This is a genomic window from Streptomyces sp. NPDC006544 (assembly GCF_040611715.1).
Classification (GTDB): domain Bacteria; phylum Actinomycetota; class Actinomycetes; order Streptomycetales; family Streptomycetaceae; genus Streptomyces.
Genome location: NZ_JBEXOV010000095.1, coordinates 1 through 26,861 on the forward strand (window position 1 = coordinate 1; position 26,861 = coordinate 26,861).

Below are 26,861 nucleotides of genomic sequence, written 5' to 3' on the forward strand. Positions count from 1 at the left end.
GCACGCTGTTGAGTTCTCAAGGAACGGACGCTTCCTTCGTACTCACCCTCTCGGGCTTTCCTCCGGGCGCTTCCTTCGTTCTTGTGTCTCCGACTTTATCAGACTCTTTCGTGTCCGATTCCCAGTCAGCGGGTTTCGCTTTCCAGGTTTTCGCTTTCGCGTTTCCCTTTCCGGCGATTCCGACTCTATCAGAAGTTTTCCACCGGATTTCCCGGCTTCAGATTCCTGAACGGAGAGTCGACTGTGCCCACTTGGAATTCAATTCCGGGGGGCGAGGAAGATTTTAAACCGTCACTGCCGAACTTGTCCAGTTCGAGGCAACCGTTCGAATCTACCTCCCCGCAGCGGCCGTGTCAACGGTCTTTGCGGGACGACGAGGAGACTAGCAGCTCGGGCGGGCCGTACGCACATCAGGCGGCGGTGGGGAGCGTCGCCGTCTGGTCGGCGGCCTCCACGTCGCCCACCTCGCCGGCGCGGGCCGCGCGGCCGCCCAGGACGTAGACGTAGACGAGGAAGGCCGCCTCGGCGGCCACTCCGATGCCGATGCGGGCCCAGGTGGGCAGGCCGGAGGGGGTGACGAAGCCTTCGATCAGGCCCGAGACGAAGAGGACCAGGGCCAGGCCCAGAGCCATGCCCAGAGCCGCGCGGCCCTGTTCGGCGAGGGCCACGCGGCGGGTGCGGTGGCCCGGGTCGATGACCGTCCAGCCCAGGCGCAGTCCCGTACCGGCGGCGACGAAGACAGCCGTCAATTCGAGGAGGCCGTGCGGGAGGATCAGCCCGAGGAACACGTCGAGGCGGTCGGCCGAGGACATCAGGCCGATGGCGACGCCCAGGTTCAGCATGTTCAGCCACAGGATGTACAGCACCGGCAGGCCCAGGAAGGCGCCCAGGACCAGGCACATCGCCGCCGCCTGGGCGTTGTTCGTCCAGACCTGGGCGGCGAAGGACGCCGCGGGGTGGCTGGAGTAGTACGTCTCGTACTCGCCGCCGGGCTTCGTCATCGCCTTCAGCTCGTCCGGGGCCCCGATGGCGCCCTGGATCTCCGGGTGGGTCGCTGTCCACCAGCCGATGATCACCCCGACCGCGATCGAGATCAGGGTCGTGGGTATCCACCAACGGCGGCTGAGGTAGACGGCGGCCGGGAAGCCGGCGGTGAAGAAGCGGGCCGCGTCGCGCCAGCCGCTGCGGCGGGCGCCCGTCACGGTGGCGCGGGCGCGGGCGACGAGCTGGGTCAGGCGGCCCGTGAGCATCGGGTCGGGGGTGCTGGACTGGATGAGGGAGAGGTGGGTGGAGGTGCGCTGGTAGAGCGCGACGAGTTCGTCGGCCTCGGCGCCCGTCAGTCGGCGGCCGCGGCCCAGGAGCTGTTCCAGACGAGCCCATTCCGCCTGGTGGGCTGCCACGAAGACGTCGAGATCCATGCGCTTGGCGCTCCCCTGCCCCTGGTTTCCTATTGCTTGAGCCGTCAGCTTGGCAGACTGGGCGGCCAAGGGGCGGGGCAGGTCACGTGAAGGGTGAGTACATCGGTGAGCGATCTGGTGACGGGGGACGCGGTCGTCCTGGGGCTCCGGCCGGCGAGGCTGCCGAGCCGGGCGCTGGCGATCCTGCTCGACCTGGCCGTGTACATGGCCGGGTATCTGCTCATCACGCTCGGGCTGGCCTTCGCCACCGCCTCGCTGGACGACGCGGCCCAGGCGGCCCTGGCCGTGTCCTCGTTCCTGCTCGTCCTCGTCGGCGTGCCGATCGCGGTGGAGACGCTGAGCCACGGGCGGTCGCTGGGCAAGCTCGCCTGCGGACTGCGGGTGGTGCGCGATGACGGCGGGCCGATCCGCTTCCGGCACGCGCTGGTGCGGGGGGCCCTCGGCGTCATCGAGCTGCTGGCCTTCTTCGGTTCGGTGGCGTGCATCGCCTCGCTGGTGTCCGAGCGGGGGCGGCGCCTCGGCGACGTCTTCGCGGGGACCCTGGTCATCCGGGAGCGGGTGCCGGGGGCGCGGGTGATGCCGGTCCCTCCGCCGCCGCCGTGGCTGGCCGGGAGGTTCGGCGCGATGGACCTGTCGGCGGTGCCGGACGGCCTGTGGCTGGCGATCCGCCAGTACCTGACCCGGATGAACCAGCTGGATCCGCAGGTGGGCGCCACGATGGCGGCCCGGCTCGCGGACGACCTGGTGGCGCGTACGGGGGCGCCCGCGCCGGCCGGGGTGCCGGCCGCCGCGTTCCTGATGGCGGTGGTGCACGAGCGGCAGTCGCGGGATGCCGCGCGGGCCTTTTCCCGTACCGGCGTCGCGCCGCAGCAAGCGGTGCGCGCAGGGTCGCCGGTGCACGCGCAGCCGCCGGCGCCGGGTGCCGTGCCGTACGGCGGGATGCCGGCCATGCCCGCCGTCGCGCCCGCACCGCCCGTCCCCGCGCCGGTCGCGCCGGCCGGGGCGCCCGTACCCGTACCCGTACCGGTGCGGACGCCGCGGGCCACCGGGTTCGCTCCGCCCGCCTGAGCTACTGCTCGAAGGTGGACGGCGGGGTCTCCAGGTGTTCGAGTTCGATGCCGGGGGCCGAGAGGACCACGTCGCCGGCGATGTGGACCCTGTGGACCTCGCCGGTGTCCAGGGCGCTGACCTGGTACTCGTCGACGACGAGCGGGCCGGTGTCGGTGCTGTGCTCCTCGCGGCGCAGCAGAGCCCACGCCTGGTCGACCGTACGCGGGGCCAGGACCGGGTCGGTCAGGGCCACGAGGCGGACGCGGGTGGCGGGTGCGCCCGGGTCGAGGCGGAGCCGGCGGGCCGTGGCGATCAGGAAGGCCGGGGAGGTGCCGGTGAAGCCGGGGGCCCGGACGTTGCCCTCGGTGGCCTCGGCTCCGAGGGGGTCGGTGCGGACCCAGGTGACGCCGTCGATGGCGGCGCCGCGGACCTGCCAGCCGGAGGCGTTGGCCTCGAGGCGGATGGGCCGGCCGAGTTCGTCGACGGCGAGGTCCACGGAGCCGCGGTGTTCGCCGCCGGGGGCGATGACCTGGGAGACGTAGCGCCAGCCCGAGGGGCCCGGGGCGCAGTGGAAGTGCTCCTCGCCGAGGGGGGTGTGGTCGTGCGGGTCGTGGAGCGAGTAGCGGCCGCGGGGCATCGGGCGGGGTCCTTGGGTCGGCGCGGGTGGCGGGGTGCGGAGTGCGCGTACGGGCTGCGGGGTGCGGAGTGCGCGTACGGGGTGCGGGTACGGGGTGCGGACGAAGGGTGCGGCGGGTACGGGGCAGGCCCCCGGCATCTCTGCCGGGGGCCTGCGTGACGTGCCGGCGCTGCTGCCGGGTGGGGATCAGTAGCGGTAGTGGTCGGGCTTGTACGGGCCTTCGACCTTGACGCCGATGTAGTCGGCCTGCTCCTTGCGGAGGGTGGTGAGCTTGACGCCGAGGGCGTCGAGGTGCAGGCGGGCCACCTTCTCGTCGAGGTGCTTGGGGAGCACGTAGACGTCGGTGGGGTACTCGGCGGGCTTGGTGAAGAGCTCGATCTGGGCCAGGGTCTGGTCCGCGAAGGAGTTCGACATCACGAACGACGGGTGGCCGGTCGCGTTGCCCAGGTTCAGCAGGCGGCCCTCGGACAGGACGATGAGGACCTTGCCGTCGGGGAACTTCCACGTGTGGACCTGCGGCTTGACCTCGTCCTTGACGATGCCCTCGATCTTGGCCAGGCCGGCCATGTCGATCTCGTTGTCGAAGTGGCCGATGTTGCCGACGATCGCCTGGTGCTTCATCTTGGCCATGTCCGAGGCCATGATGATGTCCTTGTTGCCCGTGGTCGTGATGAAGATGTCGGCGATCTCCACGACGTCGTCGAGCGTGGCGACCTGGTAGCCGTCCATGGCCGCCTGGAGCGCGCAGATCGGGTCGATCTCGGTGATGATCACGCGTGCGCCCTGGCCGCGCAGGGACTCGGCGCAGCCCTTGCCGACGTCGCCGTAGCCGAAGACGACCGCGACCTTGCCGCCGATGAGGACGTCGGTGGCGCGGTTGATGCCGTCGATGAGGGAGTGGCGGCAGCCGTACTTGTTGTCGAACTTCGACTTCGTCACGGCGTCGTTCACGTTGATCGCCGGGAACAGCAGGGTGCCTTCGGCCATCATCTCGTAGAGGCGGTGGACACCGGTGGTGGTCTCCTCGGTGACGCCGCGGATCTCGGACGCGAGCTGCGTCCACTTCTGCGGGGCCTCGCCCAGGGTGCGGTTGAGGAGGGTGAGGATGTGGCCGTACTCCTCGGAGTCCGCCGTGGACGGGTCCGGGGCCGCGCCGATCTTCTCGAACTCGACGCCCTTGTGGACGAGGAGGGTGGCGTCGCCACCGTCGTCGAGGATCATGTTCGGGCCGCCGGTGGGGGTGTTCGGCCAGGTCAGCGCCTGCTCCGTGCACCACCAGTACTCTTCCAGCGTCTCGCCCTTCCAGGCGAAGACGGGGACGCCCTGCGGGTTCTCGGGGGTGCCGTTCGGGCCCACGGCGATGGCGGCGGCCGCGTGGTCCTGGGTGGAGAAGATGTTGCAGGAGGCCCAGCGGACGTCGGCGCCGAGGGCGACGAGGGTCTCGATCAGCACGGCGGTCTGCACGGTCATGTGCAGGGAACCGGTGACGCGGGCGCCGGCCAGCGGCTGGGTCTTCGCGTATTCGGCGCGGATCGACATCAGACCCGGCATCTCGTGCTCGGCGAGGGTGATCTCCTTGCGCCCGAAGGCGGCCAGGGAGAGGTCCGCGACCTTGAAGTCGGTGAATGCGGCAGTCATGTGGATGCTGCTCCTCATGGGTCGAGAGGGTGGGTACGGCTGAGCCGTGCACCGTCCGTGGGGACGAGGCACATGGCGCTCAGTCCGTCGGGGGTCCTCTCTCCCCTCGGCCGGTCACGAGGACCGCCCGACCGCCATCAGCAGCGACGCCTGACACTGATGTCGAATCTACACCGATCGGCGGAGCGGGGCCCAGACGATCTCCGGGCAAGTCGTGGCCGGTGTTCGGGGGTGCCGGCGGCGAAGTCGGGGTCTTCCGGACTTATGATCCTCCGCCCGCGGGGTGAAGGGTGCCGTGTGGACCCGTGCGGCGGCCGGTCCGGGAGCGACCGCCGGACGCGACGGGGACCCCCGCGCGGGCGCGGGGGTCCCCGTCGGGTCCGGTGCGGTCAGTGGCCGTCGCCGCCCGGTGACGCGGCCGGGTTCGCGCCCCTCGCGGCGGCCTCGGCGTTGTAGATGTCCGGCTCCAGGTAGATCACCCGGGCGATCGGGACCGCCGCACGGATGCGGGCCTCGGCGGCGTTGATGGCGCCGGCCACCTCGCTCGCCGTGTCGTCGCTGCGGACGGCGATCTTCGCGGCGACCAGGAGCTCCTCGGGGCCGAGGTGCAGGGTGCGCATGTGGATGACGCCGGTGACCACGTCGCCGTCGACGACGGCGGCCTTGATCTTGTCGACGTCCTCGACGCCGGCCGCCTCGCCGAGCAGCAGGGACTTGGTCTCCGCGGCGAGCACGATCGCGATGACGATCAGCAGGAGGCCGATGCAGAGGGTGCCGATGCCGTCCCAGACGCCGTCACCCGTCGCGAGGGCGAGGCCGACGCCGGCCAGGGCGAGGACCAGGCCGATCAGGGCGCCGAAGTCCTCCAGGAGGACGACGGGCAGCTCGGGGGCCTTGGCGCGCTTGATGAACTGGCCCCACGAGAGGCTGCCGCGGACCTCGTTCGACTCCTTGATCGCGGTGTGGAAGGAGAAGGACTCCGCGATGATCGCGAAGACGAGCACGCCGATCGGCCAGTACCAGTTCTCGATCGCGTGCGGGTGCTTGATCTTCTCGTAGCCCTCGTAGATGGCGAACATGCCACCGACGGTGAACAGCACGATGGAGACGAGGAAGGCGTAGATGTACCGCTCGCGCCCGTAGCCGAAGGGGTGCTCGGGTGTGGCCTCCCGCTTGGCCTTCTTGCCGCCGAGGAGCAGCAGGCCCTGGTTGCCGGAGTCCGCCAGTGAGTGGACGCTTTCCGCGAGCATCGACGAGGAGCCGCTGAATACGAAGGCCACGAACTTGGCTACAGCGATGGCGAGATTGGCGGCGAGTGCCGCCACGATCGCCCTGGTACCGCCCGACGCGCTCATGGTTGCGATGTGTCCCTTCCTCGGTGCGCCGCCCCGGTCCGGGACGCCGCGCTACGGCCGCAGATTCTCACAGCCGCCGGTAGGGACGGTACGTCAGACCACCACCGTGGCGCGGAAGACCGTGCCGGTTCCGGACAGTTCGGCCCTTTCCCCCGCCGGGACGAACACGGACTCGCCGGGGGACAAGGGCAGTTCGCCGGACTGCGCGGAGGAGGCCTTCGGGGACCCGGCCGTGCAGAGCAGGATCTGCGGTGTGGCGTCGGAGAGCGCCCGGGGGGCGCCGCCGGTGGCCAGGACGAAGCGGGAGAGCCGGAATTCGTCGATGGGCGTCTCGTAGACCTCTTCGCCGTCGCCCTCGGGGCGCAGGACGGCGGGGTCGCCGGGTTCGAACGCGACCACCTTCAACAGCTCCGGCACGTCCACGTGCTTGGGGGTGAGCCCGCAGCGCAGGACGTTGTCGGAGTTGGCCATGAGCTCGACGCCGAGGCCGTCGAGGTAGGCGTGCGGGATGCCGGCGCCGAGGAACATGGCTTCGCCGGGCTGGAGTCGCACGTGGTTGAGGAGCATGGCGGCGATGACGCCGGGGTCGCCGGGATGGTGGTGGACGAGTCCCGCGTACGGGGCGTACGGGCCCCCGAGCCGCTCGGCGGCGGCCGCGGCCTCGGAGACCGTACGGGCCGTCTCGGCGCGGTCGGCGGTCAGGACGGCGGTGAGCACCTCGCGCAGGGCCGCCTCCTCGGGGTGGGCCCGCAGGAGGTCGGCGTAGGGCTTGAGGGAGTCGACGCCCAGGCCCTCCAGCAGTTCGGCGGCCGCGAGCGGCGGCCGGAACCCGCACAGGCCGTCGAAGGGGGTGAGGGCGCAGACCAGTTCGGGCTTGTGGTTGGCGTCCTTGTAGTTGCGGTGCGGCGCGTCGATCGGGACGCCGCGGCGCTCCTCGTCCTCGAACCCGTCCTCGGCCTGGGCCAGGTCGGGGTGGACCTGGAGGGAGAGCGGGGCTCCGGCGGCGAGGAGTTTGAGGAGGAAGGGCAGCCGGGGGCCGAACTTGCTGACGGCGGCGAGCCCCAGCTCGCCTTCGGGGTCGGCGGCGATGACCTCCGAGAGGGTGGTCTCGCCGGCGCCGCGGTCGAGGCGGGAGGGGGCGGATCGGTGGGCTCCCATCCACATCTCGGCCTGCGGTTCCCCGGTGGGCGCGACTCCGATGAGCGCGGGGATCGCGGTGGTCGATCCCCACGCGTACGGTCGGATCGTGTTGGTGAGGCGGTCCATCGGTCGTCTTCCTGAGTGAGAGGGCACGGTCGTGCGCCTCAGCTTCGTCCTCCAGAGGCCAGCGCCAGGTAGGCGGTGGCGAAATCCGTGACGGCGAGGAGTTCGGCGAGCTGTTCCAGCTCGGTGCCCTCCTCCGGAGCCAGCTCACTGATGGCCGTTTCGTGACTGGCGGCCAGTTCCCGGGCGGCGGGGCCGGCCGTCAGTCCGCCTGCGGGCCGGTCGCGCAGCAGGACGATGCGTGCGCGCAGGGCCTGCGGTTCTTCCACCCGGTCGCGGAAGAAGTCTTCGGGGTCGGCGCCGGCGGCGAAGGAGCCGGCGAGCAGGACACCGTGGGCCGGCAGGGCCTCGGGAAGGTCGGCGGCGAGTGCGGGGCGCCCGGCGAGCTCGGCGAGGGTCGCGGCGAAGCGGCGGCCGGCGGGACCGGCTCCGGCGCCCTCGCTCCAGATGAGCGGGAGGGAGTCGGCGAGCTCGGCGGCGAGGGTCTTGGCCGGGTTGGAGTAGGTCGCGATGGCGGGGCCGCAGCGCTCGGCGGTGCGGTCGAGCCGGTCGGCGACGAGCTGCAGGGTGTGCGGGGCCGCCGCGATCAGGCCCACCCGGTCGAGGAGCACCAGCAGCGGGGTCAGCAGGGCCCACAGGGCGCCGGGGCCGGCCGCGGCGGACTCGTCGTACTCCTGGTACGGGGCTTTCGCCATCGGTACGAGGAGCCCGTGCGCGCCCTCCACCGCCTCGCTCAGCGGCGACCGCTCGGGCGCGACGGCGACGACGGTGGACCCGCGCCGGTAGGCCTGCTCGGCGAGGAGGGCGAGGCCCGGCTCGGTGCCGTCGGTGGTGGCGATGAGCAGCAGGTCCACGGGGCCGGCCCAGCCGGGCAGGGTCCAGCGCAGCGCCCCGGCGGCGTGTGCGACGCCGGTGGGGTGGAGCCGGATGACGGGCGCGGAGGCTCCGGCGAGCGCTCCGAGCAGGTCGGCGACCCCGGTGGCGGCGGTGCCGGGTCCTGCGATGAGGACGGCGCGGGGGCGGCCGTCGGGCCGCAGGTCGGCGAGGCCCGCCTCGACGGCGTGCCGCGCCGCGGTGCGCACCCGGGCTCCGGCCTCGGCGGCGCCGCGGAGCAGGCCTCGGCGGTCGGCCCGGGCGAGATCGTCCGGTGCGTCGAGGAGTGACTCGTCGAGCATGGCGGCCTCCGGCTATGTCCGTTGCGTGTCCCGTGGTGACGGAACCTGTGGGGTGACGGAACCAGTCTCAGCGTTCGCGCGAGGTGGAGGTGTCGGCTCAGGCGGGGCGGCGCGCCTCGTCCACGAGGAGCACCGGGATGCCGTCGCGGACCGGGTAGGCGAGACCGCAGTCCTGGCCTCCGGTGCAGATCAGCTCGGGGGCCTCCGCGTCGGCCGACTTGTCCTCGAGGGGCGAGTGGCAGGCGGGGCAGGCGAGGATCTCCAGAAGGCCGGCTTCGAGCGGCATGGCGGCGAGTTCCCTTCGGGGATGCGGATGGGGCCTGGTCAGCGTACCGCCGAGTCACCTGCGGTGCGGTCGGACGGTGACCCGGCGGCAGCGACGCCGACGGGAGCGGTCCGCGCGCGGACCGCTCCCGTCGGCGTCCTGGCTCAGGCCCGGATGAGGGCGAGGACCTCGTCGCGGACCTTGGCGAGGGTGGAGGCGTCGCGGGCTTCCACGTTCAGGCGCAGCAGCGGCTCGGTGTTGGAGGCGCGGACGTTGAACCACCAGTCGGTGCTGGTCACCGTGAGGCCGTCCAGTTCGTCGAGGGTGACGCCGTCCTGCGCGCCGTACGCCGCCTTGACGGCGGCCACCCGGCCGGCCTGGTCGGCGACGGTGGAGTTGATCTCGCCCGATCCCGCGTAGCGGTCGTAGGAGGAGACCAGCTCGGAGAGGGGGCCGTCCTGGCCGCCGAGGGCCGCGAGGACGTGGAGCGCGGCGAGCATGCCGGTGTCCGCGTTCCAGAAGTCCTTGAAGTAGTAGTGCGCGGAGTGCTCGCCGCCGAAGATGGCGCCGGACTTGGCCATCTCCTCCTTGATGAAGGAGTGGCCGACGCGGGTGCGGACGGGGGTGCCGCCGTTCTCGCGGACGACCTCCGGGACGGACCAGGACGTGATCAGGTTGTGGATCACGGTGCCGGTGCCGCCGTTGCGGGCCAGCTCGCGGGCGGCGACCAGGGCGGTGATGGCGGACGGGGACACGCCCTCGCCGCGCTCGTCGACGATGAAGCAGCGGTCGGCGTCGCCGTCGAAGGCGATGCCGAGGTCCGCGCCCTCGGACTTCACGCGGGCCTGGAGGTCGACGATGTTCTTCGGGTCGAGGGGGTTGGCCTCGTGGTGGGGGAAGGTCCCGTCCAGCTCGAAGTACATGGGGACGAGGTCCAGCGGGAGGCCGGAGAAGACGGTGGGGACGGTGTGGCCGCCCATGCCGTTGCCGGCGTCGACGACGACCTTGAGGGGGCGCAGGCCGGTGAGGTCCACCAGGCCCTTGAGGTGGTCGGCGTACCCGGTGAGGGTGTCCTGCTCGGTGATGGTGCCCGGGGTGGTGCCGGCGGGGATCGCGGGGGCGCCCTCGTCGGTCCACTTCTCGGCGAGCTCGCGGATGGTGCCGAGGCCGGTGTCCTGGCCCACGGGGGCGGCGCCGGCCCGGCAGAGCTTGATGCCGTTGTACTGGGCGGGGTTGTGCGAGGCCGTGAACATCGCTCCGGGCAGGTTCAGCTTGCCGGAGGCGTAGTACAGCTGGTCGGTGGAGCACAGTCCGATCAGGGTGACGTCGACGCCGCGGGCGGCCGCGCCGCGCGCGAAGGCGCCGGACAGGCCGGGCGAGGAGGGGCGCATGTCGTACCCGACGACGATCGCGCTCGCACTGGTGACCTCGACGAATGCGGCACCGAACAGTTCGGCCAGGGCCTCGTCCCACTGGTCCGGGACGACACCCCGTACGTCGTAGGCCTTGATGATGTTCGAAAGATCGGTGGCCACTGCCTGCCCTCCTGAAGCTGATCTGCGATGGGGCAAACCTACCGTGGACAGAGAGTCGCTTTTCATACGATCAGAGCGTCAGGAATCCGGCGATCGCAGGACCCTGAGGTGTCCGCGGCGGGTCTCGCCCGTGCTGGAACCACTGTGACCTGCGCCCGGGCCGCGGGCCTCGGCGGCACGCTCGGGCGGGCGGGCGGCTTCCCGTACGGCGTTGGCGAGGGCTTCGAGATCGTCGCCGGTGGGCCGGGAGGGCGGGGAGCCGTCGGTGAGGCGCACGACGTCCCAGCCGCGGGGGGCGGTCATCCGCTCCGCGTGCTCGGCGCACAGGTCGTAGCAGTGGGGTTCGGCGTAGGTGGCGAGCGGGCCGAGGACTGCGGTCGAATCGGCGTAGACGTACGTCAGCGTCGCGACGGCAGGGCGGCCGCACGCGGTGCGAGAACAGCGACGTACAAGGCTCACGACGTTGGACCGTACCGCACTCTTGACCGGGCCGCGACGACTCGCCCCCCGGCCACTCCCCCGTGTCGGCCGATCACCCCCGCCCGGCGGGGGTGTGCGGGCTACCCTGCGGGGGTGACGGACAGCTCCCTGCCTCCCCTTCCCCCGCCCCTGCCCCTCCCGGAGGCCTCCGCCGACGGCGAGCCGCGGGTACGGCGGCGCGACCGGCACGGGCGGGGCATGCGCGGGCCGGTCGCCCCTCCGCAGGTGCCGCTGTCGGCCAGCCGGTCGGAACTGTTCGGCGATCTCGTACGGGACTCCGTGGAGCGCCTGGAGCGGCGCTGGCCGCAGCTGGCGGACGTGGAGTTCCTGGTCGGCGACGTCCCGGGACCGCCGGGCGGGGCGGACGCGGGGTGGAACGACGAAGCGGTCCCGCTGGGGGCGCTGGTCGAGGCGGGCGGCGGGCGGCCGGCCCGGATCGTGGTGTTCCGGCGGCCGGTCGAGATCCGGACGAAGACGCGGGACGAGAAGGCGCTGCTCGTACACGAGATCGTGGTGGAACAGGTGGCGGAGCTGCTCGGGCTGTCACCCGAGACGGTGGATCCGAGGTACGGGGACGGCTAGTGCTGTGACCGGAACGGTTTGCCGGGACCGGGACCGGGGGCCGGGGGCCGGGACCGGCCCCCGGCTCTGAGGGTCAGTCGTCGGTGAGGACCGAGAGGTCCTGCGAGGCCTTGGGGACCGAGACGGTCGAACGGTCGTCCGAGAGGGTCTGGACGGTGAACATCGGGGTGCCGTCGCGCGGGACGGTCAGCGTGCGGGACGCGTGGACCGGGCCTCCCGTGAGGGTTTCCACGGTCAGGGCGTAGGAGCCCTTGCCGCCCGCCGGGGCGACCGTCAGGGTCTGGGTCGCGCCCGCCTTGACCGTGACCTCCTGGGAGGCCGGCTCGCCGCCCTCCGTGCCCGGGGAGGCCGTCACCCGGACCTTCGCGTCGGCTCCGGACGCCGCCGTCAGGGCCAGCACGGTCGCGTTCTCCTCGAGGCGGTTGTCGGCGACGGTCGCCCGTGCGCCCACCGGTGCGGCCGCCTGGACGAAGCCGATGTCCTGCTTGGCGCCGCTGCCGCGGACGACCCGTACCGCCGCGACCACCGGGACGGGGTTCTTGCCCTCGGGCGGGGACAGGACGAGGGAGCCCGCTTCGCCGCGGGTGACGTCCTTGAGGTCGACGCTCGCGGTCATCCCGGCCTTGACGTGGAGCTGCTCGTTGCCCGCCGGGGTGATGGAGCCGCTCGCCGCGGCCAGGCGGATCCTGAGGTCCGCGTCCTCGTCGCCGGGGACGAAGGCGACCAGCCGCACCGAGGCGGCGTCCGCCGGGATGCCCGGCAGGACCAGCGTGCCCGCCGGGTCGACGGAGGCGGGCAGCCAGTCGGAGCCGACGCCCTCCTCGCCCACCTGGGCGGTGGCACCGACCCGGCCGGCGCGGGTCGTCACGTGGGCGGTGACGTCCGCGAGCTGCGCGCCGGGGGCGAGGGAGGCCAGGGAGATCGCCTTGCTGGACTTCGGGTCGACGCGGATGTTCTCGCTGGTGCCCGCTTCGGTCTTCACCGCCCCGTCGGGGCCGAACATCTTGATGTCCACGACGGCCGCGGCGTCGTCGGGGTTGGTGAGGTGGACGTAGTCCTCGCGCCCCTTCGCGGTGCTCACGCCGGGGAACCAGAAGTCGGTGCCGGGCGCGGTGCAGCTGACGCCGAGCAGGCCGCGCGTGCGGCCGACCGAGACCACCGTGGTCTGCTGCGCGCTCCAGCCGGGGGCGAGGAATCCGTCGGCGGTGCCGGTGAGGGCGGGGGCCTCGGCGCCGGAGGCCTTGGCGCCGACGGGCTTGCCGGGCTCCTTGAGCTCCAGCACCGGCTTGGCGTCCTTGGTCGCGCCGAGCAGCCGGGCGGAACCCGTGCCGCCGGCCGCGGCGGCGCCGGGGGTGAGGGCGGTGTACACGGTGTCGGCGATGTCGGAGGTGCTGGGCGCGGGGCACACCAGCAGGGACCGCTCGACGGGCATCCGGGCCGCGGTCCTGCCGGACGCGGCCGCGGGGGCCCCGTCGGCGGCGGGCGCGGTGAGGGCGGCCAGGCCGGTGACGGCGGCCAGGGCCGCGGTGACCGCGGCGAGCGTCAGGGGTACGCGCTGCTTCACTGCTGGGGGCTCCCGTCCGGACGCGGGGCGTGCTGCCCGCCGTGCTGTCCGTCGTGCTGTCCGTAGGCGTCGTACGGCTCGTACGGCTCGTACGGGTACGGGTACTGCTCGTGGTCCTGCTGGTGCGGCTGCTCCTGCTGGTACGGCTGTTCCCCGTACTGCTGCTGCGCCTGCTGCTGGTCGTACGGGTACGGGTACGGGTACGGCTCGTGCGGCTGCTGCGGCTGTTGCTGCTGTTGCTGCTGGGCCTCTTGGTGACCGTAGGCGTAGCCGTCCTGGTCCCCGTAGGCCTGCTGGTAGGCGTACGCGTCGTCCCCGTACGCCTGCTGCTCCGGGATCTGCGCGTACGGGTCGGCCGCGACGGCCGCCTCGGCGGGGGCCGCGGCCTCCGCCTCGGACTGCTCGCGCAGGCGGCGGGCGCGGCGGCCCTCGCCGGCGTCCTCGGCGGCCGCGGACTCCTCCTCGGGGAGGTCGTCGTCGAGGCTGGTGCGGCGGCCCGGCAGGGCCATCACGAGCAGGACCAGCGCGAGCAGGCCCTGCGCCCAGTGCCAGGCGGTCCGGGTGAGGGCGTCGTCGTGGACGAGGTCGAGGCGGCCGCCGCCGGCGGGGAGCTCGAAGCCCTGGGCCCAGCCGTCCAGCGTCTTGGCCTTGAGGGGCTTGCCGTCGAGGGTGGCCTGCCAGCCCGCCGCGGCCTTGTCGGCGATGCGCAGCGTGCGGCCGGCCTCGCCCTCCGGGATCTTGCTGTGGACCTCGACGGGGCCGGAGGCCACCGGGATGGGGGCCTCGCCGGGCTTGACGGGGAGGATGACGGCGCGGGCGACCTGGCGGTCCACGCGCCACAGGGCGCTGCCCTCGAGCTTGCTGAGGCGGCTGAGGCCGGGGGTGGCGTCGAGGACGCGGCCGATCTGCGGCGGGGCTCCGTCGCGGACCAGGATGTAGCGGATGGCGAAGCCGCCGAGCTGGTCGGTCTGGTCGGCGCCGGATCCGGCGACGAGGCTGGAGACGACCTTGTCGAGGCGGGTGTCGCTGCCGGCCTGGGCGGCGAGTTCGGCGTCGCCCAGGCGGCCGCCGGAGCCGCGGACGAGGCTGTAGGAGAGCGCGGCCGGGGAGGTCGCGCCGATGACGAGGGTGCGGGCCTGGTCGCGGGTGCCGCTCTCCTCGGCGACGAACGCGGGGACCTGTACGGGGTCGCGACGCTCCAGCGGGCCGGCGGCTCCGCTGAGCATCCAGCCGGCCGCGCCGATCAGGGGTCCGACGGCGGCGGCGAGGGCGATGAGGACGGCGAGCGGCTGGCGCCAGCCGAAGCTGCGGGCGGCCACGCGTTCCTTGGCCCCCTCGGCGCCGACGGCGGCGGCGGCCAGCAGGGCCAGTCCGTAGACGAGGGTGGCGGGGCCGGCCCAGGCCGTGCGGTTGACGAGGACGGCGAGGACGAGCGCGGCGAGCGCGGCGGCCCAGGCGGTGCGGACGGCGAACTGCCGCTCGGTGCGCAGCAGGGCGGCCAGGGCGGCCAGGACGACGCCGATGAGGATCAGCCCGCCGGCGGTGCGGGGGCCGCCGGGGCTGATGCCGAGCAGGTCCAGGGCTCCTGCCGAGCCGGCGCCGTAGGGCAGACCGGCCTCGTTCAGGAAGCGGCTGGGGTGGGTGAGCAGGCTCAGCGACCAGGGGGCGAGGACGAGGAGCGGGACGGCGAGCGTCGCGAGGAGGCGCGGTCCGTACGTCTTCCAGTGCGCGCGGCGCAGTACGAGCGCGGCCGCTCCGAGTACGGCGGCGAGCGGCCAGACGACGGGGGTGAAGGCGGTGGCCAGGCTCAGCAGGAGGGTGTAGGTCCAGGCCGAGCGCCAGGTTCCGGTGGCGCCGTCGGCGCCTTCCGCGCCCTGCCCGCTGCCGAAGCCGAAGGCGGCGACGGCGGAGCGGGCGATGAGCGGGAGCAGGATCGCGAGGACGGCAGTGCCGAGGCGGCCGCCGGCGAGGGCTCCGGTGACGGCGGGCAGGAAGGCGTAGGCGACGGCGGCCCAGGCGCGCAGCAGCCGGGAGGCGACGAGCGGCCGGGAGGCGAAGTAGGCGCTGAGCCCGGCGAGCGGGACGGAGCAGACGAGCAGGAGCGTCAGCGCGGCGTTGGTGGAGCCGAGGAGCAGGGTGGAGAAGGCTCCGAGGACGGCGAGGTAGGGGGGCGCTCCGGTGGTGGTGCCGGTGCCCACGGGCTGCCAGTCGTCGGCGTAGGTGCGCCAGAGGTCGAGTCCGCCGCCGGGGGCGGGGAGCAGCGCGCCGCCCATGAGGGAGCCGCCGCCGAGCAGGGAGCGGCAGGCGATGACGGAGACGAGCAGGAGGAGGGCGAAGAGGACGGGCGCGGGCTTGCGGGCGATCCGCTTGATGCGCGCGAACTGCTCGATCTCCAGGTAGTCGGCGTCGTCTCCGCCGGGCCCGGATTCGACGGCTCCGCCGTGCCGGCCGGCGCCCGCGGCCGCGGCCTCGGCGTCGCGGTCGGCGCCGAAGTAGCCGGCGAGCTGTTCGGCGTTGGCGCGCAGGGTGGCGCCGGAGGGCGGGAAGAGGGGGCGCAGTTCCTTGGCGGGGACGGCGGGACGGCGGCGTGCTCGGCGGGCGGCGAGGACGCGGCCGGGGCGGAGCAGGGTGGCCAGGAGGCCGGTGATCTCGTCGACGGCCTGTCCGGGGGCCTTGCCGATGAGGTAGGCGAGGGTGCGCAGGACGGTGCCGACGAGGACGCGCAGCAGGACGTACGGGAGGGCGCGGCCGGAGCTGTTGGCCAGCATGGTGTAGACGGCGCCGGCCTTGTCGACGCGGTGCGGGCTGGCGGTGCTGCGGCCGGCGCAGTCGACGGTGCGGCGTTCGCGGGCGGAGGCCTCGGCGTGCCGCAGGACGGCGTCGGGGGCGATGAGGACGGCGTGGCCGGCGCTCTGGGCGCGCCAGCACAGGTCGACGTCGTCGCGCATGAGGGGCAGCCGGCGGTCGAAGCCGCCGAGGGCGTCGTAGACGTCGCGGCGGATCAGCATGCCGGCGGTGGAGACGGACAGGACGGGCTGGACCTGGTCGTGCTGGCCCTGGTCCTGCTCGCGGCGGTCGAGGCCGGTCCAGCGGCGGCCGCTGCGGGCGATGGTGACGCCGACTTCGAGGAGCTGCTTCTTGTCGTACCAGCCGCGCAGCTTGGGGCCGATGACGGCGGCGTCGGGGTTGTCCTCGGCCACGCGCAGCAGTTGGGCGAGGGCGTCGGGCTCCGGCGCGCAGTCGTCGTGGAGCAGCCAGAGCCACTGGACGGGTTCGCCGTGGGGCAGTTCGGGGAGGTCGTAGGTGTCGTCGCGCCAGGTGCGGCTGACGGGGTCCCAGCCGGAGGGCCGCTTGAGGTACGGGAGGTCCTCGGGGGTCAGCGTGGGGGCGGTGCGGGCGGCTTCCTCGACGGCGGCGCCGAAGCCGGTGCGGCGGGCGAGGTGGAGGACGCGGTCGTCTCCCAGGGCCTCGCCGAGCAGGCGCGCGGAGTCGTCGGCGCTGCCGGTGTCGGCGGCGATGTGGTTCTGGGCGGGGCGTTCCTGGGCGAGGAGGCCGGCGAGCGTCCGGGGCAGCCAGCGGGAGCCGTCGTGGGCCACGACGACGGCGGTGACGACGTGCCGGGGGAACTCTGGTGCGGCGGCAGCCTGGTAGGAGGCGCTCGACTGGCTGTGCAGGGACATCGCGGTACGGGCCCTCCGGCCGGGGGTCCGGGGGTGTTGTGCCCTCGGAGGCTGCTGGACAGCGCCCCACACTAACGGCTGAGAACACAGCGGTCCGCCTCCTGCGGGGAAGGTGCGGGAGGCGGACCGTTTGCTCTGCTCGTCGTACTGCTGGTCGAACTGCTCGCCGTGTTGCCCTTTGTGGCGGTATGGGTACTGCCGCGGGCGGGGCGGGCGGTGCTGCCCGTGCCTGGGGCGGTGACGGCGGCCGTGCGGCGGGGTGCGCCGTCGGACGTGCCGTCGGAGGTGTCGGCGGATATGCCGTCGGATATGTCGTCCGTCGTGCCGTGGGCGCCGCTCGACGCGGGCTGCGGGCGTTTCAGACGGCGGCCTTCTTCAGACGCCGGCGCTCGCGCTCCGACAGGCCGCCCCAGATGCCGAATCGCTCGTCGTTGGCGAGGGCGTACTCAAGGCATTCGGAGCGGACTTCGCAGGCGAGGCAGACCTTCTTGGCCTCGCGGGTGGAGCCGCCCTTCTCGGGAAAGAAGGACTCGGGGTCGGTCTGGGCGCAGAGAGCTCGCTCCTGCCATCCGAGCTCTTCGTCCGCCTCCTCGACCAGCAGTTCCTGAACCAGCTCGGTCATGTGCGCCCCTTGCTCTTCTGTACGTCCCCGTGATGATGCCGTCACTCATCGCTACGTAACGACACGAGTGAAATTACAAGTGTGAGGCTCCGGCGTAGTCAAGCCGAGATCTGCTATTGGGCCCCTTATTCACTCTGCGGAACCAAGCCTAAGCAGAAAGTGTTCATATCGCCAAAAATCGTGACACATGCAACGGGCGTCACATGCGACACCCCTCTACCCCGCAATCGACGCGCCACTCGGTGGCAGGGTTCCGATCCGGCCGGAGAAGCGGCACGGATCACATTTCGGCCACAGATCGACAACACGCGGCGTGACGGGTTTAAGGGCTGCCACAGCTGGGCTGCGACACGACTCGCAGCGCCACATCCCCGGACAACGACTGCACAAACCTTTCTCCGGGCACGGTAACCGGATGAGGTGAAACTTTTCCGCCAAATCGGACATTGGGTTGACAGTCCGACCTCCCACCGGGTCTCCTTGTTGCCATGTCAGCGCCCGCAGCCGCCACCCGGACCCCCATTCGTGGGTTCCTGTGCGCTGCCCAGGTTCGCTGTTGCTGTTGCAGCTGTTGATGCCTACGGAGCTCCGGCTCCTCTGAGCTCCAGCCGCGCTCCCGCAGCGACCGCCAGCACGACTGACATCCGTCGAGGAATCCCCCGATGAACAGCACCGCCCCCCTGAACGCCGCCCCCGCGATGGTCGAGAGCGACCTCCAGATCGCCGGCGACATCCTCTCGGTCCAGCACCTGCTCCAGCCCGCCCCCGAGCACCCGGCCACCGTCGCCGAGTTCGTGGGCCTCGCCCGCTCCATCGCCGAGGACCGCTCCGCCTGGGAGCACCTGGTCCGGTACGACGCCACCACCCGCTGGTACCACCGGCTGCGCACCGGCCCCGGCTACGAGGTCTGGCTGCTCAGCTGGGTGCCCGGCCAGGGCAGCGGCCGGCACGGCCACGGCGCCTCCTCCGGCGTCCTGACCGTCCTGGACGGCGAGCTCACCGAGCACACCGCCCGCGGCCCGCTCTCCCTCGGCGCCGGCTCCCAGCGCGTCTTCGCCCCCGGCTACGCCCACGAGGTCGTCAACGACGGCCTCGAAGGAGCGGTAAGCCTGCACGTGTACTTCCCCGGCCTCACCGAGATGCCGATGCACCACTGCTCACCCGCCCGGCCCCGGGCCCTGTCGGTCTGATCCCCGGGCCGCCTGACAGACTGCGCAGCATGCGCATTGTTGTACTGGCCGGCGGCATCGGCGGCGCCCGTTTCCTCCGCGGACTCAAGGCCGCGGTTCCCGACGCGGACATCACGGTCATCGGCAACACCGGTGACGACATTCACTTGTTCGGGCTCAAGGTGTGCCCCGACCTGGACACGGTGATGTACACCCTCGGCGGTGGCATCAACGAGGACCAGGGCTGGGGCCGCACCGACGAGTCCTTCACCGTCAAGGAGGAACTCGCGGCGTACGGGGTCGGACCCGCGTGGTTCGGCCTCGGCGACCGTGACTTCGCCACCCACATCGTCCGTACGCAGATGCTCGGCGCGGGCTACCCGCTCAGCGCCGTCACGGAGGCACTCTGCGACCGCTGGCAGCCCGGCGTCAGGCTGCTCCCCATGTCCGACGACCGGGTCGAGACCCACGTCGCGATCACCGACGCCGCCACCGGCGAGCGCAAGGTCATCCACTTCCAGGAGTACTGGGTGCGGATGCGCGCGGCCGTGGACGCCGAGGCCGTCGTACCCGTGGGCGCCGAACAGGCCAAGCCCGCGCCCGGCGTCCTGGAGGCCGTCGCGGCCGCCGACGTGATCGTCTTCCCGCCGTCCAACCCCGTGGTCTCGGTCGGCACCATCCTCGCCGTGCCCGGCATCCGCGAGGCCGTGGCCGCCGCCGGAGCGCCCGTCATCGGCCTCTCCCCCATCGTCGGGGGCGCCCCGGTGCGCGGGATGGCCGACAAGGTGCTCGCCGCCGTCGGCGTCGAGTCCACCGCCGCGGCCGTAGCCCTGCACTACGGCACCGGACTGCTCGACGGCTGGCTGGTGGACACCGCCGACGCGGATGCCGTCGCCGCGGTGGAGGCCGCCGGCATCACCTGCCGGGCGGTGCCGCTGATGATGACCGACCTGGCCGCCACCGCCGACATGGCGCGAGCCGCGCTGGAACTGGCGGAGGCCTCCCGGTGACCGCCCCGCACCCGTCTCCCGGGCACGGCCCCTCGTACGAGGTCCGGGCCCTCGGCGGGATCCCGGAGGTGCGGCCCGGCGACGACCTGGCGGCGCTGATCGCCGCGGCCGCCTCGGCCGGATGCGGGCTGCGGGACGGCGACGTCCTGCTCGTCACCTCGAAGATCGTCTCCAAGGCGGAGGGCCGGATCGTCCGGGCCGAGTCGCGCGAGGAGGCCATAGACGCCGAGACCGTACGGGTCGTCGCGCGCCGGGGCCCGCTGCGGATCGTGGAGAACCGGCAGGGCCTGGTCATGGCCGCCGCGGGAGTCGACGCCTCCAACACCGAGGCCGGCACCGTCCTGCTGCTGCCGGAGGACCCCGACGCCTCGGCCGCCGCCCTCCGGGCGGGGCTGCGGGAGGCGCTGTCGGTCGACGTGGGCGTCATCGTGACGGACACCTTCGGGCGGCCGTGGCGCACCGGGCTCACCGACGTGGCCATCGGCTCGGCGGGCGTACGGGTCCTCGACGACCTGCGCGGGGGCACCGACGCCCACGGGAACCCGCTGAGCGCGACGGTCGTCGCGACCGCCGACGAGCTGGCCGCGGCGGGCGACCTGGTCAAGGGCAAGGCCGACGGGCTGCCGGTGGCCCTCGTGCGCGGGCTGGCGCACGTACTGGGCGAGGGGTCCTCGGCCGCCGACCTCGTACGCCTCCCGGCCGACGACATGTTCCGGCTGGGCACCTCGGAGGCCGTACGGGAGGCCGTGACCCAGCGCCGCACCGTACGGGCCTTCACCTCCGAGCCGGTGGACCCGGGCGCGGTCCGGCGGGCGGTGGCGGCCGCCGTGACGGCCCCTGCCCCCCACCACACGACGCCGTGGCGCTTCGTGCTGCTGGAGTCCGAGGCGGCGCGCCTGGAACTGCTCGACGCGATGCGGGACGCGTGGATCCGGGACCTGCGGCGCGACGGCAGGTCCGAGGAGTCCGTGGCGAAGCGGATCCGGCGGGGCGACGTCCTGCGGGCCGCGCCGTACCTGGTGGTCCCGTGCATGGTCACCGACGGCATGCACGACTACGGGCACGCGCGGCGGGACGCGGCGGAGCGGGAGATGTTCGTGGTCGCCATGGGCGCGGGCGTGCAGAACTTCCTGGTCGCGCTGGCCGGGGAGCGGCTGGGGTCGGCGTGGGTGTCCTCGACGATGTTCTGCCGGGACGTGGTGCGCAAGGTGCTGGGGCTGCCGGAGGAATGGGACCCGATGGGCGCGGTGGCCGTGGGCCACGCGGCGGCCGCTCCGGCGCAGCGGGCGGGGCGGACGGCGGAGGACTTCATCGAGGTGCGCTGACCCGCCGGTGCGGGGCGGGGACGTGCTCCCGGGCACCGGCGGGGCGGTGTCGGGGTGACGCCGGGGTGCTGCCGGGGTGACGCCGGGGGCGGGGCGTTTCAGAGACGGCCTATGTCGTTCCGCGGCATGCGGGGGGCCCGGCGGGGTGGGATCGCGGCGGTTCCGGCCAGGAGGATGAGACGGGCGGCGCGGTGGCGCTGGCCCGCGTACGGGGCGAGGAGTTCCAGCATCGCGGCGTCGTCGGCGTCGCGGTCCCCGGCGAGGGCGTAACCGACGATGCCGGGCAGGTGCAGATCTCCGGTGGTGAGGGCGTCGGCGGCGCCGTTGCTGCGCTGAAGGGTCTCGGCGGAGGTCCACGGGCCGATGCCGGGGACGGCCTCGAGCCGTGCGGCGGCGGCCGTGAGCTCCATGCCGGTGGCCTCTTCCAGGCGGGCGGCGACCCGGGCGGCGCGGACGATCGTGGCGGAGCGCTTGGCGTCCACGCCGGCCTTGTGCCAGTCCCAGGAAGGGATCATCGCCCAGGTCCGGGGATCGGGCATGACGTAGAGGCCGGTCTGGGCCTGGGGCCGGGACTGGCTGCGGCCGGCGGCGGGCCCCGGGGCGGGGCCGGGGGCCGGCTCGCCGTACTGGCGGACCAGGCGGCGCCAGCCGCGGTAGGCCTCGTCGCTGGTCACCTTCTGTTCCAGGATCACCGGGATCAAGGACTCCAGGACCAGGCCGGTACGGGTCAGGCGCAGACCCGGGCGGCGGCGGTGGCTGGCGTGCAGGAGCCGGTGACGGGGTACGAAGGCGGCCGGGTCGTCGGCGGAACCGAGCAGTTCGGGGAGGCGGTCGAGGACCCAGTCGGCGCCGGGGCCCCAGGCGTCGGCGATCACCTCGCGGCCGCCGCCCTGGAGTGCGACGCGGAGGGTGGCGGGACCGGCCGGGGTCCGGGTGGCGCGCCAGACCGCGCCCGGGGTGGCGCGGAAGGTGGGGTCGGCGGGGCCGCGCTTGAGGGGGCCGAGGGTGAGGCCCAGGTCCACCGGGCCGGGTGGGGACCAGGTCCGGGTGGTGGGGGCGGCGGCGTCCCCGCGGAGGTGGCGGCGGGCGGGGGGCCGGACGGAGCCGGGTCCCTGGCCGGGGGTGGCGTCACGGCCTTGGGCCAAGCCTTGGGCGAAGCCTGGGCCGGTGCCCTGGGCGGTTCCCTGGTCGGAGCCCTGGACGGCGCCTTGGCCGGAGCCCCGGTCGGAGCCCTGGCCGGAGCCCTGGCCGGAGCCCTGGCCGGAGCCCTGGTTGCTGCCGGGGACCGTGGCGGTACCGCGGCCGGGGCCCGTGCCGACGTCTTGGCCGGGGGCGGGGGCTGGGTCGGGCGCCTGGGCGGGGCGTGTTTCGGGGGGCGGGGAGGATTCGGAGGCCGGGACCGGGGGCTGTTCGGGGGCCGCGGGCACGTGGGTGCGGCCGCCGCGGATCGCGGTGCGGGTGAGGGGGTCGAAGGGGCCGGCCATTCCTCGAGCGTAGCCCTGCGGGGCTCGCCCCCTGCCCACCCTTCCCCCGTTCCCCGGGCCGGCCCGGACCCGTAGGGCCCGGGCTGCGCCCGAGGAACCTGGGGCTCCGCCCCAGACCCCGCGCCTCAAACGCCGGCGGGGCTGGATGTGTCCTGCGGACCCGTACGAGCCCAGCGCCGGGCACATCCAGCCCCGCCGGCGTTTGAGGCGCAGGGGGTCCGGGGGCCGGCCCCCGGCAGCGGACCCGCGCGCAACACACGGCGCGGCACACCATCAAGCCCCGCCGGCGATTGAGGCGACCGGGAAGGGGCCGGACCTCCGCGGCGGGGCGGGCACGGGTCGGCTGGCTACGGGCGGCCCTGGAGTCTGGCCGACGTGGTGCGGGTGGGGGGGAGCTGGCCGTACAGGAGGCGGCCCGGGCATTCCGTGGCGAAGCCGTCGCGGTGGCCCGAGATGACGTTCATCGACACGTTCGACCCCTTCGGGTAGCGGTTGCCGCCGCCCGACTTCAGGGTGGTCTTCGCCCGCGGGTCACGGCCGAAGAGGCCGAGCTTCCAGGCGGTGAGGCGGGCCACCGCGTCGACCGACGCCCTCGGCGGGGACGTGTTGGTGAACGAGCCGATCACCGCGACGCCCATGCTGTCCGTGTTGAACCCCATGGTGTGCGCGCCGAGCACCGGTTTGGCGACTCCGCCCGCCCGGCCCTCGTAGACCGTGCCGCACTTGTCGACGGCGAAGTTGTAGCCGATGTCCCGCCAGCCGCTGCTGACCACGTGGTAGCGGTACAGGCTGCGCAGCACCGCCGGGGCGTCCCTGCAGGCGTAGTTGTTGCCGGAGGCGGTGTGGTGGACGAAGGCGGCCTTGACCGTCCTCGTGTAGACGAAGCCGCTCTCGCGCAGGCTCTCGTCGGCGCCCCAGCCCTTGCGGGTGACGATCCGCGGGCGCGGGCCGATGTAGGGGGCGGCGGCGAGCGCGCTGTCGGCGAGGACGGCGTCGGCGGTGGAGTCGGCCTTGTCGAGGGCGGAGATCTCGCTGGCGCCGAGCGGAGCCATGGGGACGTTGGCGGAGGAGGACTCCGTCATCGGCATGGTCATTCCGGGGAGGAGCGTCAGCTCGGGCTTGTCGTCGCCGTCGCCGTCGCCCAGGGAGGGCGAGCCGTTCTTCCCGTCCGTCTGCTCCGGGCCCGTGGCCCCGGGGTCGACGAGTTCGATCCGCAGGCCCGACGGGAGCTTGCCGGTGATCTCGCGGGTGCCCGTCTCCGCCTGGACGCGGACCTCGACACCGTCGGACGCGCCGACCCAGAGCGGGGCGGTGCTGCCGCGCACGCGGCGGGAGCCGCGTTCGGCCGCGTCGGGGTCGGCGGCGTGTTCGCCGTTGTGGGTTTCGACGTCCTGCCAGTCGGACCAGGTCGCGGTGGCCGCGGACCGGGTACGGACCTGGACGCGGCCGTTGAGCTCGGTGGTCACGTCGTCCCAGACGACGCCGACGAGCGAGAAGGTCTTGACGTCACGCGCGGCCAGGCCCTGCGTCTGGGGCAGGCGGGGCGAGGTGCTCATGCCGGGGACTCCGGGGCTGCGGTCCGCCGCGGGTCCCAGGGGGACGAGTGGCAGCGACTGGGTGGACCCGGCGGGGGTCACGGGGGCGGTCTCTGCCAGGGCCGTAGTGGGGAGCGCGAGCGGCAGGGCCAGTGCGGCAGCCGTCGCGACGCCGATCGAGGAAGCAAGGAATCCACGCATGGAAAGGATGCTGGGGAATCCGGGCGGCGACCGCCATCCGAGAACTGACACACCGTCTGGCCGACGCGCCGGTACCCCTCCTCCGTACGGGGGACCGCGCTGCCGCCGTACGGCGCAGGGGCGCGGGCGGTCCCGCGTAGGCTCGGGGACGTGAACGCCACTGACCGCACCCCTGCCGACCTGCTGCGATCCGCGCTCGCCGCCGATCCCGGCCGTCCGCTCGTCACCTTCTACGACGACGCGACGGGCGAGCGCGTCGAATTGTCCGTCGCCACCTTCGCCAATTGGGTGGCCAAGACCGCCAATCTGCTCCAGGGGGACCTGGGCGCCGAGCCGGGCGACCGGCTCGCCCTGCTGCTTCCCGCGCACTGGCAGAGCGCCGTGTGGCTGCTCGCCTGCGCCTCGGTCGGGGTCGTGGCCGAGGTGGGCGGGGATCCGGCCGGAGCCGACCTCGTGGTGAGCGGTCCCGACACGCTGGAGGAGGCCTCCGCGTGCTCCGGCGAGCGGATCGCGCTCGCGCTGCGGCCGCTGGGCGGGCGGTTCCCGCAGGCGCCCGCCGGGTTCGCGGACTACGCCGTGGAGGTGCCGGGGCAGGGCGACCGGTTCGCGCCCTTCCAGCCGGTGGACGCGGACGGCCCCGGCCTGGTGGTCGGCGGCGAGGAGCTCTCGTACGGGGGGATCTGCGAGCGGGCCCGCGAGGACGCGGCGAAGCTCGGCCTCGGCGAGGGCTCGCGCGTGCTGTCCGGGCTCGGCTACGACAGCTGGGAGGGACTGTCCGCGGGGCTCTACGCGGCCCTGGTGTCCGGGGGCTCCGTGGTGCTGTGCCGCAACCTCGGCCGGCTGTCGGCCAAGGGGCTGGCGCAGCGGAGCGAGAGCGAGCGCGTCACCCACACCGTCACCGGCACCGCCGGCTAGCCCCGCCGCCCGGAACCCGGCGTCCGGCCCCGGCGTCCGGCCCCGCCGCCGGGTTCCGGGCCGGTTCGGGCCGGGTTCCGCCGTCACCCACTCCGACCAACGGCACCTTCGGTCGATTTGTCACCCGTTCGGCTCTTTACAGGGCCCTGCCCCCGGGCCGGTCCGGCCACCCGGGGGCAGGATCGGCAGAGGCCGTGCTCACGCGTACGGCCTGCGGAAACGCGTGAGGGGACGGTACGCGAGTGAGGGACAGCGCGGGCATACCGGGCGGCACCGGGGCGGCCGGAGGCACTCAGCAGCCTCCGAGCGGCCGTCGGCGCCGGCTGCTGCGCTGGGCCGGGCTCGGTGCGGCCCTGCTGGTCCTCGGCGGGACGGCCGCGGGCTGGTGGGTCTACACCAAGCTCGAGGGGAACATCACCGAGGACACCTCCGCCGCCGCCGAGCTGCGCCGCTACGACCGGGAGCGGCCGGCCCACCTGGCGGGCGGCGCGCAGAACATCCTGCTGATCGGCTCGGACTCCCGCTCCGGCAAGGCCAACTCGCGCTACGGGCGGGACAAGGGCACCCAGCGTTCGGACACCACGATCCTGCTGCACCTGCCGGCGGACCGGAAGAGCGCGACGGCGGTGTCGGTGCCTCGGGACCTGATGGCGCGGATACCGGCCTGTCTGCAGGCGGACGGGAGCCGCACCCAGGAGCAGCTCGCCCAGTTCAACTGGGCCTTCGAATGGGGCGGGGCCGCCTGCACGATCCGTACGGTCGAGGCGCTGACCGGGATCCGGATCGATCACCACATGGTCGTGGACTTCGGCGGGTTCACGCGGATGGTCGACGCCATCGGCGGCGTCGAGGTCTGCCTGAAGCGGCCCGTGGACGACGCGGAGGCGAGGCTGAAGCTGCCGGCCGGGCGCCAGGTGCTCCAGGGCGAGCAGGCGCTGGGCTTCGTACGGGCCCGCTACAGCCTGGGCAACGGCAGCGACACCGACCGCATGGAGCGCCAGCAGCTCTTCCTCGGCTCGCTCGTGAAGAAGGTGCAGAGCAACGGGGTGCTGCTGAACCCCGGGAAGCTGTACCCGCTGCTGGACGCGGCGACCTCTTCGGTGACCACGGACCCGGGGCTGGCCTCGCTGCGGGGGCTGTACGAACTGGTCCGGGGCGTCAGGGACATACCGACCGACCAGATCAAGTTCCTCACGGTGCCGCGGCGGCCGTACGGGGCGAACCCGAACCGGGACGAGCTGCAGGAACCGGACGCGACCCAGTTGTTCCAGCGGCTGCGTGCCGACAAGCCGCTGACGATCGCCCCGCCCGAGCCCTCCCCGGCGTCCACGCCCGGCGCCGCGCCCCGCGACGAGCAGGCGGCGCGGGACGGAGCGGGCGCCGGGAGGGCCGAGACCGGGGGAACCACCGGGGCCCCCACGCCCGTCCCTACCTTTACGGGGACCACGGCGGGCGTGGCCGATTGCCGGTAAAGCAATACCAAAAGCCGGTGATCCAACCGAGCTTGTTGGGGAGATTGCCCCGTTGTAAGGGCGTGGAATTCATCACCAGCATGGTTTGCGGCGAATCTGTCCGGATAAGGTGAGCGATCCGGCGCCCGGCCAGCACAGAGGCCGCGCGCCAGCAGCCGGATCGTTGACCGGGCGCCCGGGGGAGGCGCGTCGCGAAGCACCGACGGAGGATTCGAGCAAACCGTGGATGCGCAAAGCCGTGGACGGGCCGACGAGATCGACCCCGCAGACCAGTGGGTCCTCAACCCCCGAACAGGCAACTACGAACTGCGACTGGAGCAATCCGCTCCGCAAGCACCTCCGTCCCAGCGGCACGTGCCCTCCCCCGCTTCCCGCAGGGCTCCCCGGCCCGCGCCCGCGTCCCCGGCCGTCCCCGGTCCGCGCCGTCCCGGCGGGACGCCGCCCGGCGAGGCCGGCCGCCGCGGCGGGGGCCCGCGCCCGGGCGGC

21 protein-coding genes and 1 pseudogene are annotated in these 26,861 nt (G+C 73.5%); 8 read left to right on the plus strand and 14 right to left on the minus strand.

What is annotated here, in order from left to right; all coding sequences use genetic code 11:
* Positions 1-410: 410 nt before the first annotated feature.
* Positions 411-1,418, minus strand: coding sequence for a stage II sporulation protein M (locus tag ABZY44_RS30735; protein ID WP_356659526.1), 1,008 nt, complete (start codon positions 1,416-1,418; stop codon positions 411-413).
* A 105-nt stretch (positions 1,419-1,523) separates the two neighbouring features.
* Between ABZY44_RS30735 and ABZY44_RS30740 the strand changes: the two genes are divergently transcribed.
* Positions 1,524-2,486 (plus strand): RDD family protein, encoded by a 963-nt coding sequence (locus ABZY44_RS30740; protein WP_356659528.1) that lies wholly within the window; start codon positions 1,524-1,526, stop codon positions 2,484-2,486.
* Position 2,487: 1 nt separating this feature from the next.
* Here the strand turns inward: ABZY44_RS30740 and ABZY44_RS30745 are convergent, their stop codons facing one another.
* The 8 genes from ABZY44_RS30745 to ABZY44_RS30780 all read right to left on the minus strand — a co-directional run bounded on the left by ABZY44_RS30745 (position 2,488) and on the right by ABZY44_RS30780 (position 10,795).
* Positions 2,488-3,105 (minus strand): hypothetical protein, encoded by a 618-nt coding sequence (locus tag ABZY44_RS30745; protein ID WP_356659530.1) that lies wholly within the window; start codon positions 3,103-3,105, stop codon positions 2,488-2,490.
* A 186-nt stretch (positions 3,106-3,291) separates the two neighbouring features.
* Entirely contained in the window at positions 3,292-4,743 is a 1,452-nt protein-coding gene (gene ahcY, locus ABZY44_RS30750; RefSeq protein ID WP_356659532.1) for an adenosylhomocysteinase, read from the minus strand.
* Positions 4,744-5,132: 389 nt separating this feature from the next.
* Positions 5,133-6,098, minus strand: coding sequence for a cation diffusion facilitator family transporter (locus ABZY44_RS30755; RefSeq protein WP_356659534.1), 966 nt, complete (start codon positions 6,096-6,098; stop codon positions 5,133-5,135).
* A 93-nt stretch (positions 6,099-6,191) separates the two neighbouring features.
* A complete protein-coding gene (gene manA / locus ABZY44_RS30760) occupies positions 6,192-7,364 on the minus strand; it encodes a mannose-6-phosphate isomerase, class I (protein WP_356659536.1) in 1,173 nt (390 codons plus the stop codon).
* 38 nt (positions 7,365-7,402) lie between these two features.
* Positions 7,403-8,536 (minus strand): SIS domain-containing protein, encoded by a 1,134-nt coding sequence (locus ABZY44_RS30765; RefSeq protein WP_356659538.1) that lies wholly within the window; start codon positions 8,534-8,536, stop codon positions 7,403-7,405.
* Positions 8,537-8,633: 97 nt separating this feature from the next.
* Positions 8,634-8,822, minus strand: a complete 189-nt coding sequence (locus tag ABZY44_RS30770) for a Trm112 family protein (RefSeq protein WP_215031305.1) — start codon at positions 8,820-8,822, stop codon at positions 8,634-8,636.
* A 143-nt stretch (positions 8,823-8,965) separates the two neighbouring features.
* The gene (locus ABZY44_RS30775) at positions 8,966-10,336 is read right to left on the minus strand and encodes a phosphomannomutase/phosphoglucomutase (RefSeq protein ID WP_356659540.1); all 1,371 of its coding nucleotides are present in this window, start codon (positions 10,334-10,336) and stop codon (positions 8,966-8,968) included.
* Positions 10,337-10,414: 78 nt separating this feature from the next.
* Positions 10,415-10,795 carry a DUF3499 domain-containing protein gene (locus ABZY44_RS30780; protein WP_356659542.1) on the minus strand — a complete coding sequence of 127 codons (381 nt, stop codon included), beginning with the start codon at positions 10,793-10,795 and terminating at the stop codon, positions 10,415-10,417.
* A gap of 219 nt (positions 10,796-11,014) precedes the next feature.
* On the opposite strand from ABZY44_RS30780, the gene ABZY44_RS30785 reads away from it, so the two are divergent.
* A complete protein-coding gene (locus ABZY44_RS30785) occupies positions 11,015-11,398 on the plus strand; it encodes a metallopeptidase family protein (RefSeq protein ID WP_356659560.1) in 384 nt (127 codons plus the stop codon).
* A gap of 73 nt (positions 11,399-11,471) precedes the next feature.
* Here the strand turns inward: ABZY44_RS30785 and ABZY44_RS30790 are convergent, their stop codons facing one another.
* The 3 genes from ABZY44_RS30790 to ABZY44_RS30800 form a co-directional block, all read right to left on the minus strand.
* A complete protein-coding gene (locus ABZY44_RS30790; RefSeq protein WP_356659544.1) occupies positions 11,472-12,962 on the minus strand; it encodes a DUF5719 family protein in 1,491 nt (496 codons plus the stop codon).
* Positions 12,959-16,642, minus strand: a complete 3,684-nt coding sequence (locus tag ABZY44_RS30795; RefSeq protein ID WP_356659546.1) for a glycosyltransferase family 2 protein — start codon at positions 16,640-16,642, stop codon at positions 12,959-12,961. The genes ABZY44_RS30790 and ABZY44_RS30795 overlap by 4 nt, the downstream gene beginning before the upstream one ends.
* A gap of 358 nt (positions 16,643-17,000) precedes the next feature.
* Positions 17,001-17,264, minus strand: a complete 264-nt coding sequence (locus ABZY44_RS30800) for a WhiB family transcriptional regulator (RefSeq protein WP_112450237.1) — start codon at positions 17,262-17,264, stop codon at positions 17,001-17,003.
* Between the two features lie 662 nt (positions 17,265-17,926).
* Between ABZY44_RS30800 and ABZY44_RS30805 the strand changes: the two genes are divergently transcribed.
* From ABZY44_RS30805 to ABZY44_RS30815, 3 genes are read left to right on the plus strand one after another with little or no spacing between them, the layout of a single operon-like run.
* On the plus strand, positions 17,927-18,454 hold the full coding sequence (locus tag ABZY44_RS30805) for a cysteine dioxygenase family protein (RefSeq protein WP_356659548.1): 528 nt from the start codon (positions 17,927-17,929) through the stop codon (positions 18,452-18,454).
* A gap of 29 nt (positions 18,455-18,483) precedes the next feature.
* Complete coding sequence (cofD, locus tag ABZY44_RS30810) at positions 18,484-19,443, plus strand: 2-phospho-L-lactate transferase (protein ID WP_356659550.1); 960 nt, start codon at positions 18,484-18,486, stop codon at positions 19,441-19,443.
* Positions 19,440-20,768: a coenzyme F420-0:L-glutamate ligase gene (locus tag ABZY44_RS30815; RefSeq protein WP_356659552.1), complete on the plus strand. Its 1,329-nt coding sequence runs from the start codon at positions 19,440-19,442 to the stop codon at positions 20,766-20,768. Before cofD ends, ABZY44_RS30815 begins: the two co-directional genes overlap by 4 nt.
* Positions 20,769-20,866: 98 nt before the next feature.
* Here the strand turns inward: ABZY44_RS30815 and ABZY44_RS30820 are convergent, their stop codons facing one another.
* Both ABZY44_RS30820 and ABZY44_RS30825 read right to left on the minus strand, forming a co-directional pair.
* Positions 20,867-21,790, minus strand: coding sequence for a DNA-3-methyladenine glycosylase 2 family protein (locus ABZY44_RS30820; RefSeq protein WP_356659562.1), 924 nt, complete (start codon positions 21,788-21,790; stop codon positions 20,867-20,869).
* Positions 21,791-22,599: 809 nt separating this feature from the next.
* Positions 22,600-23,988, minus strand: coding sequence for a peptidoglycan recognition protein (locus tag ABZY44_RS30825; RefSeq protein WP_356659554.1), 1,389 nt, complete (start codon positions 23,986-23,988; stop codon positions 22,600-22,602).
* Between the two features lie 150 nt (positions 23,989-24,138).
* Between ABZY44_RS30825 and ABZY44_RS30830 the strand changes: the two genes are divergently transcribed.
* From ABZY44_RS30830 to ABZY44_RS30840, 3 genes and pseudogenes are all read left to right on the plus strand, one after another.
* Positions 24,139-24,903, plus strand: coding sequence for a TIGR03089 family protein (locus tag ABZY44_RS30830; RefSeq protein WP_356659556.1), 765 nt, complete (start codon positions 24,139-24,141; stop codon positions 24,901-24,903).
* Positions 24,904-25,145: 242 nt separating this feature from the next.
* A complete protein-coding gene (locus tag ABZY44_RS30835) occupies positions 25,146-26,375 on the plus strand; it encodes an LCP family protein (protein ID WP_356659558.1) in 1,230 nt (409 codons plus the stop codon).
* Between the two features lie 222 nt (positions 26,376-26,597).
* Positions 26,598-26,861, plus strand: a pseudogene (locus ABZY44_RS30840) (LytR family transcriptional regulator); the annotation flags it as partial.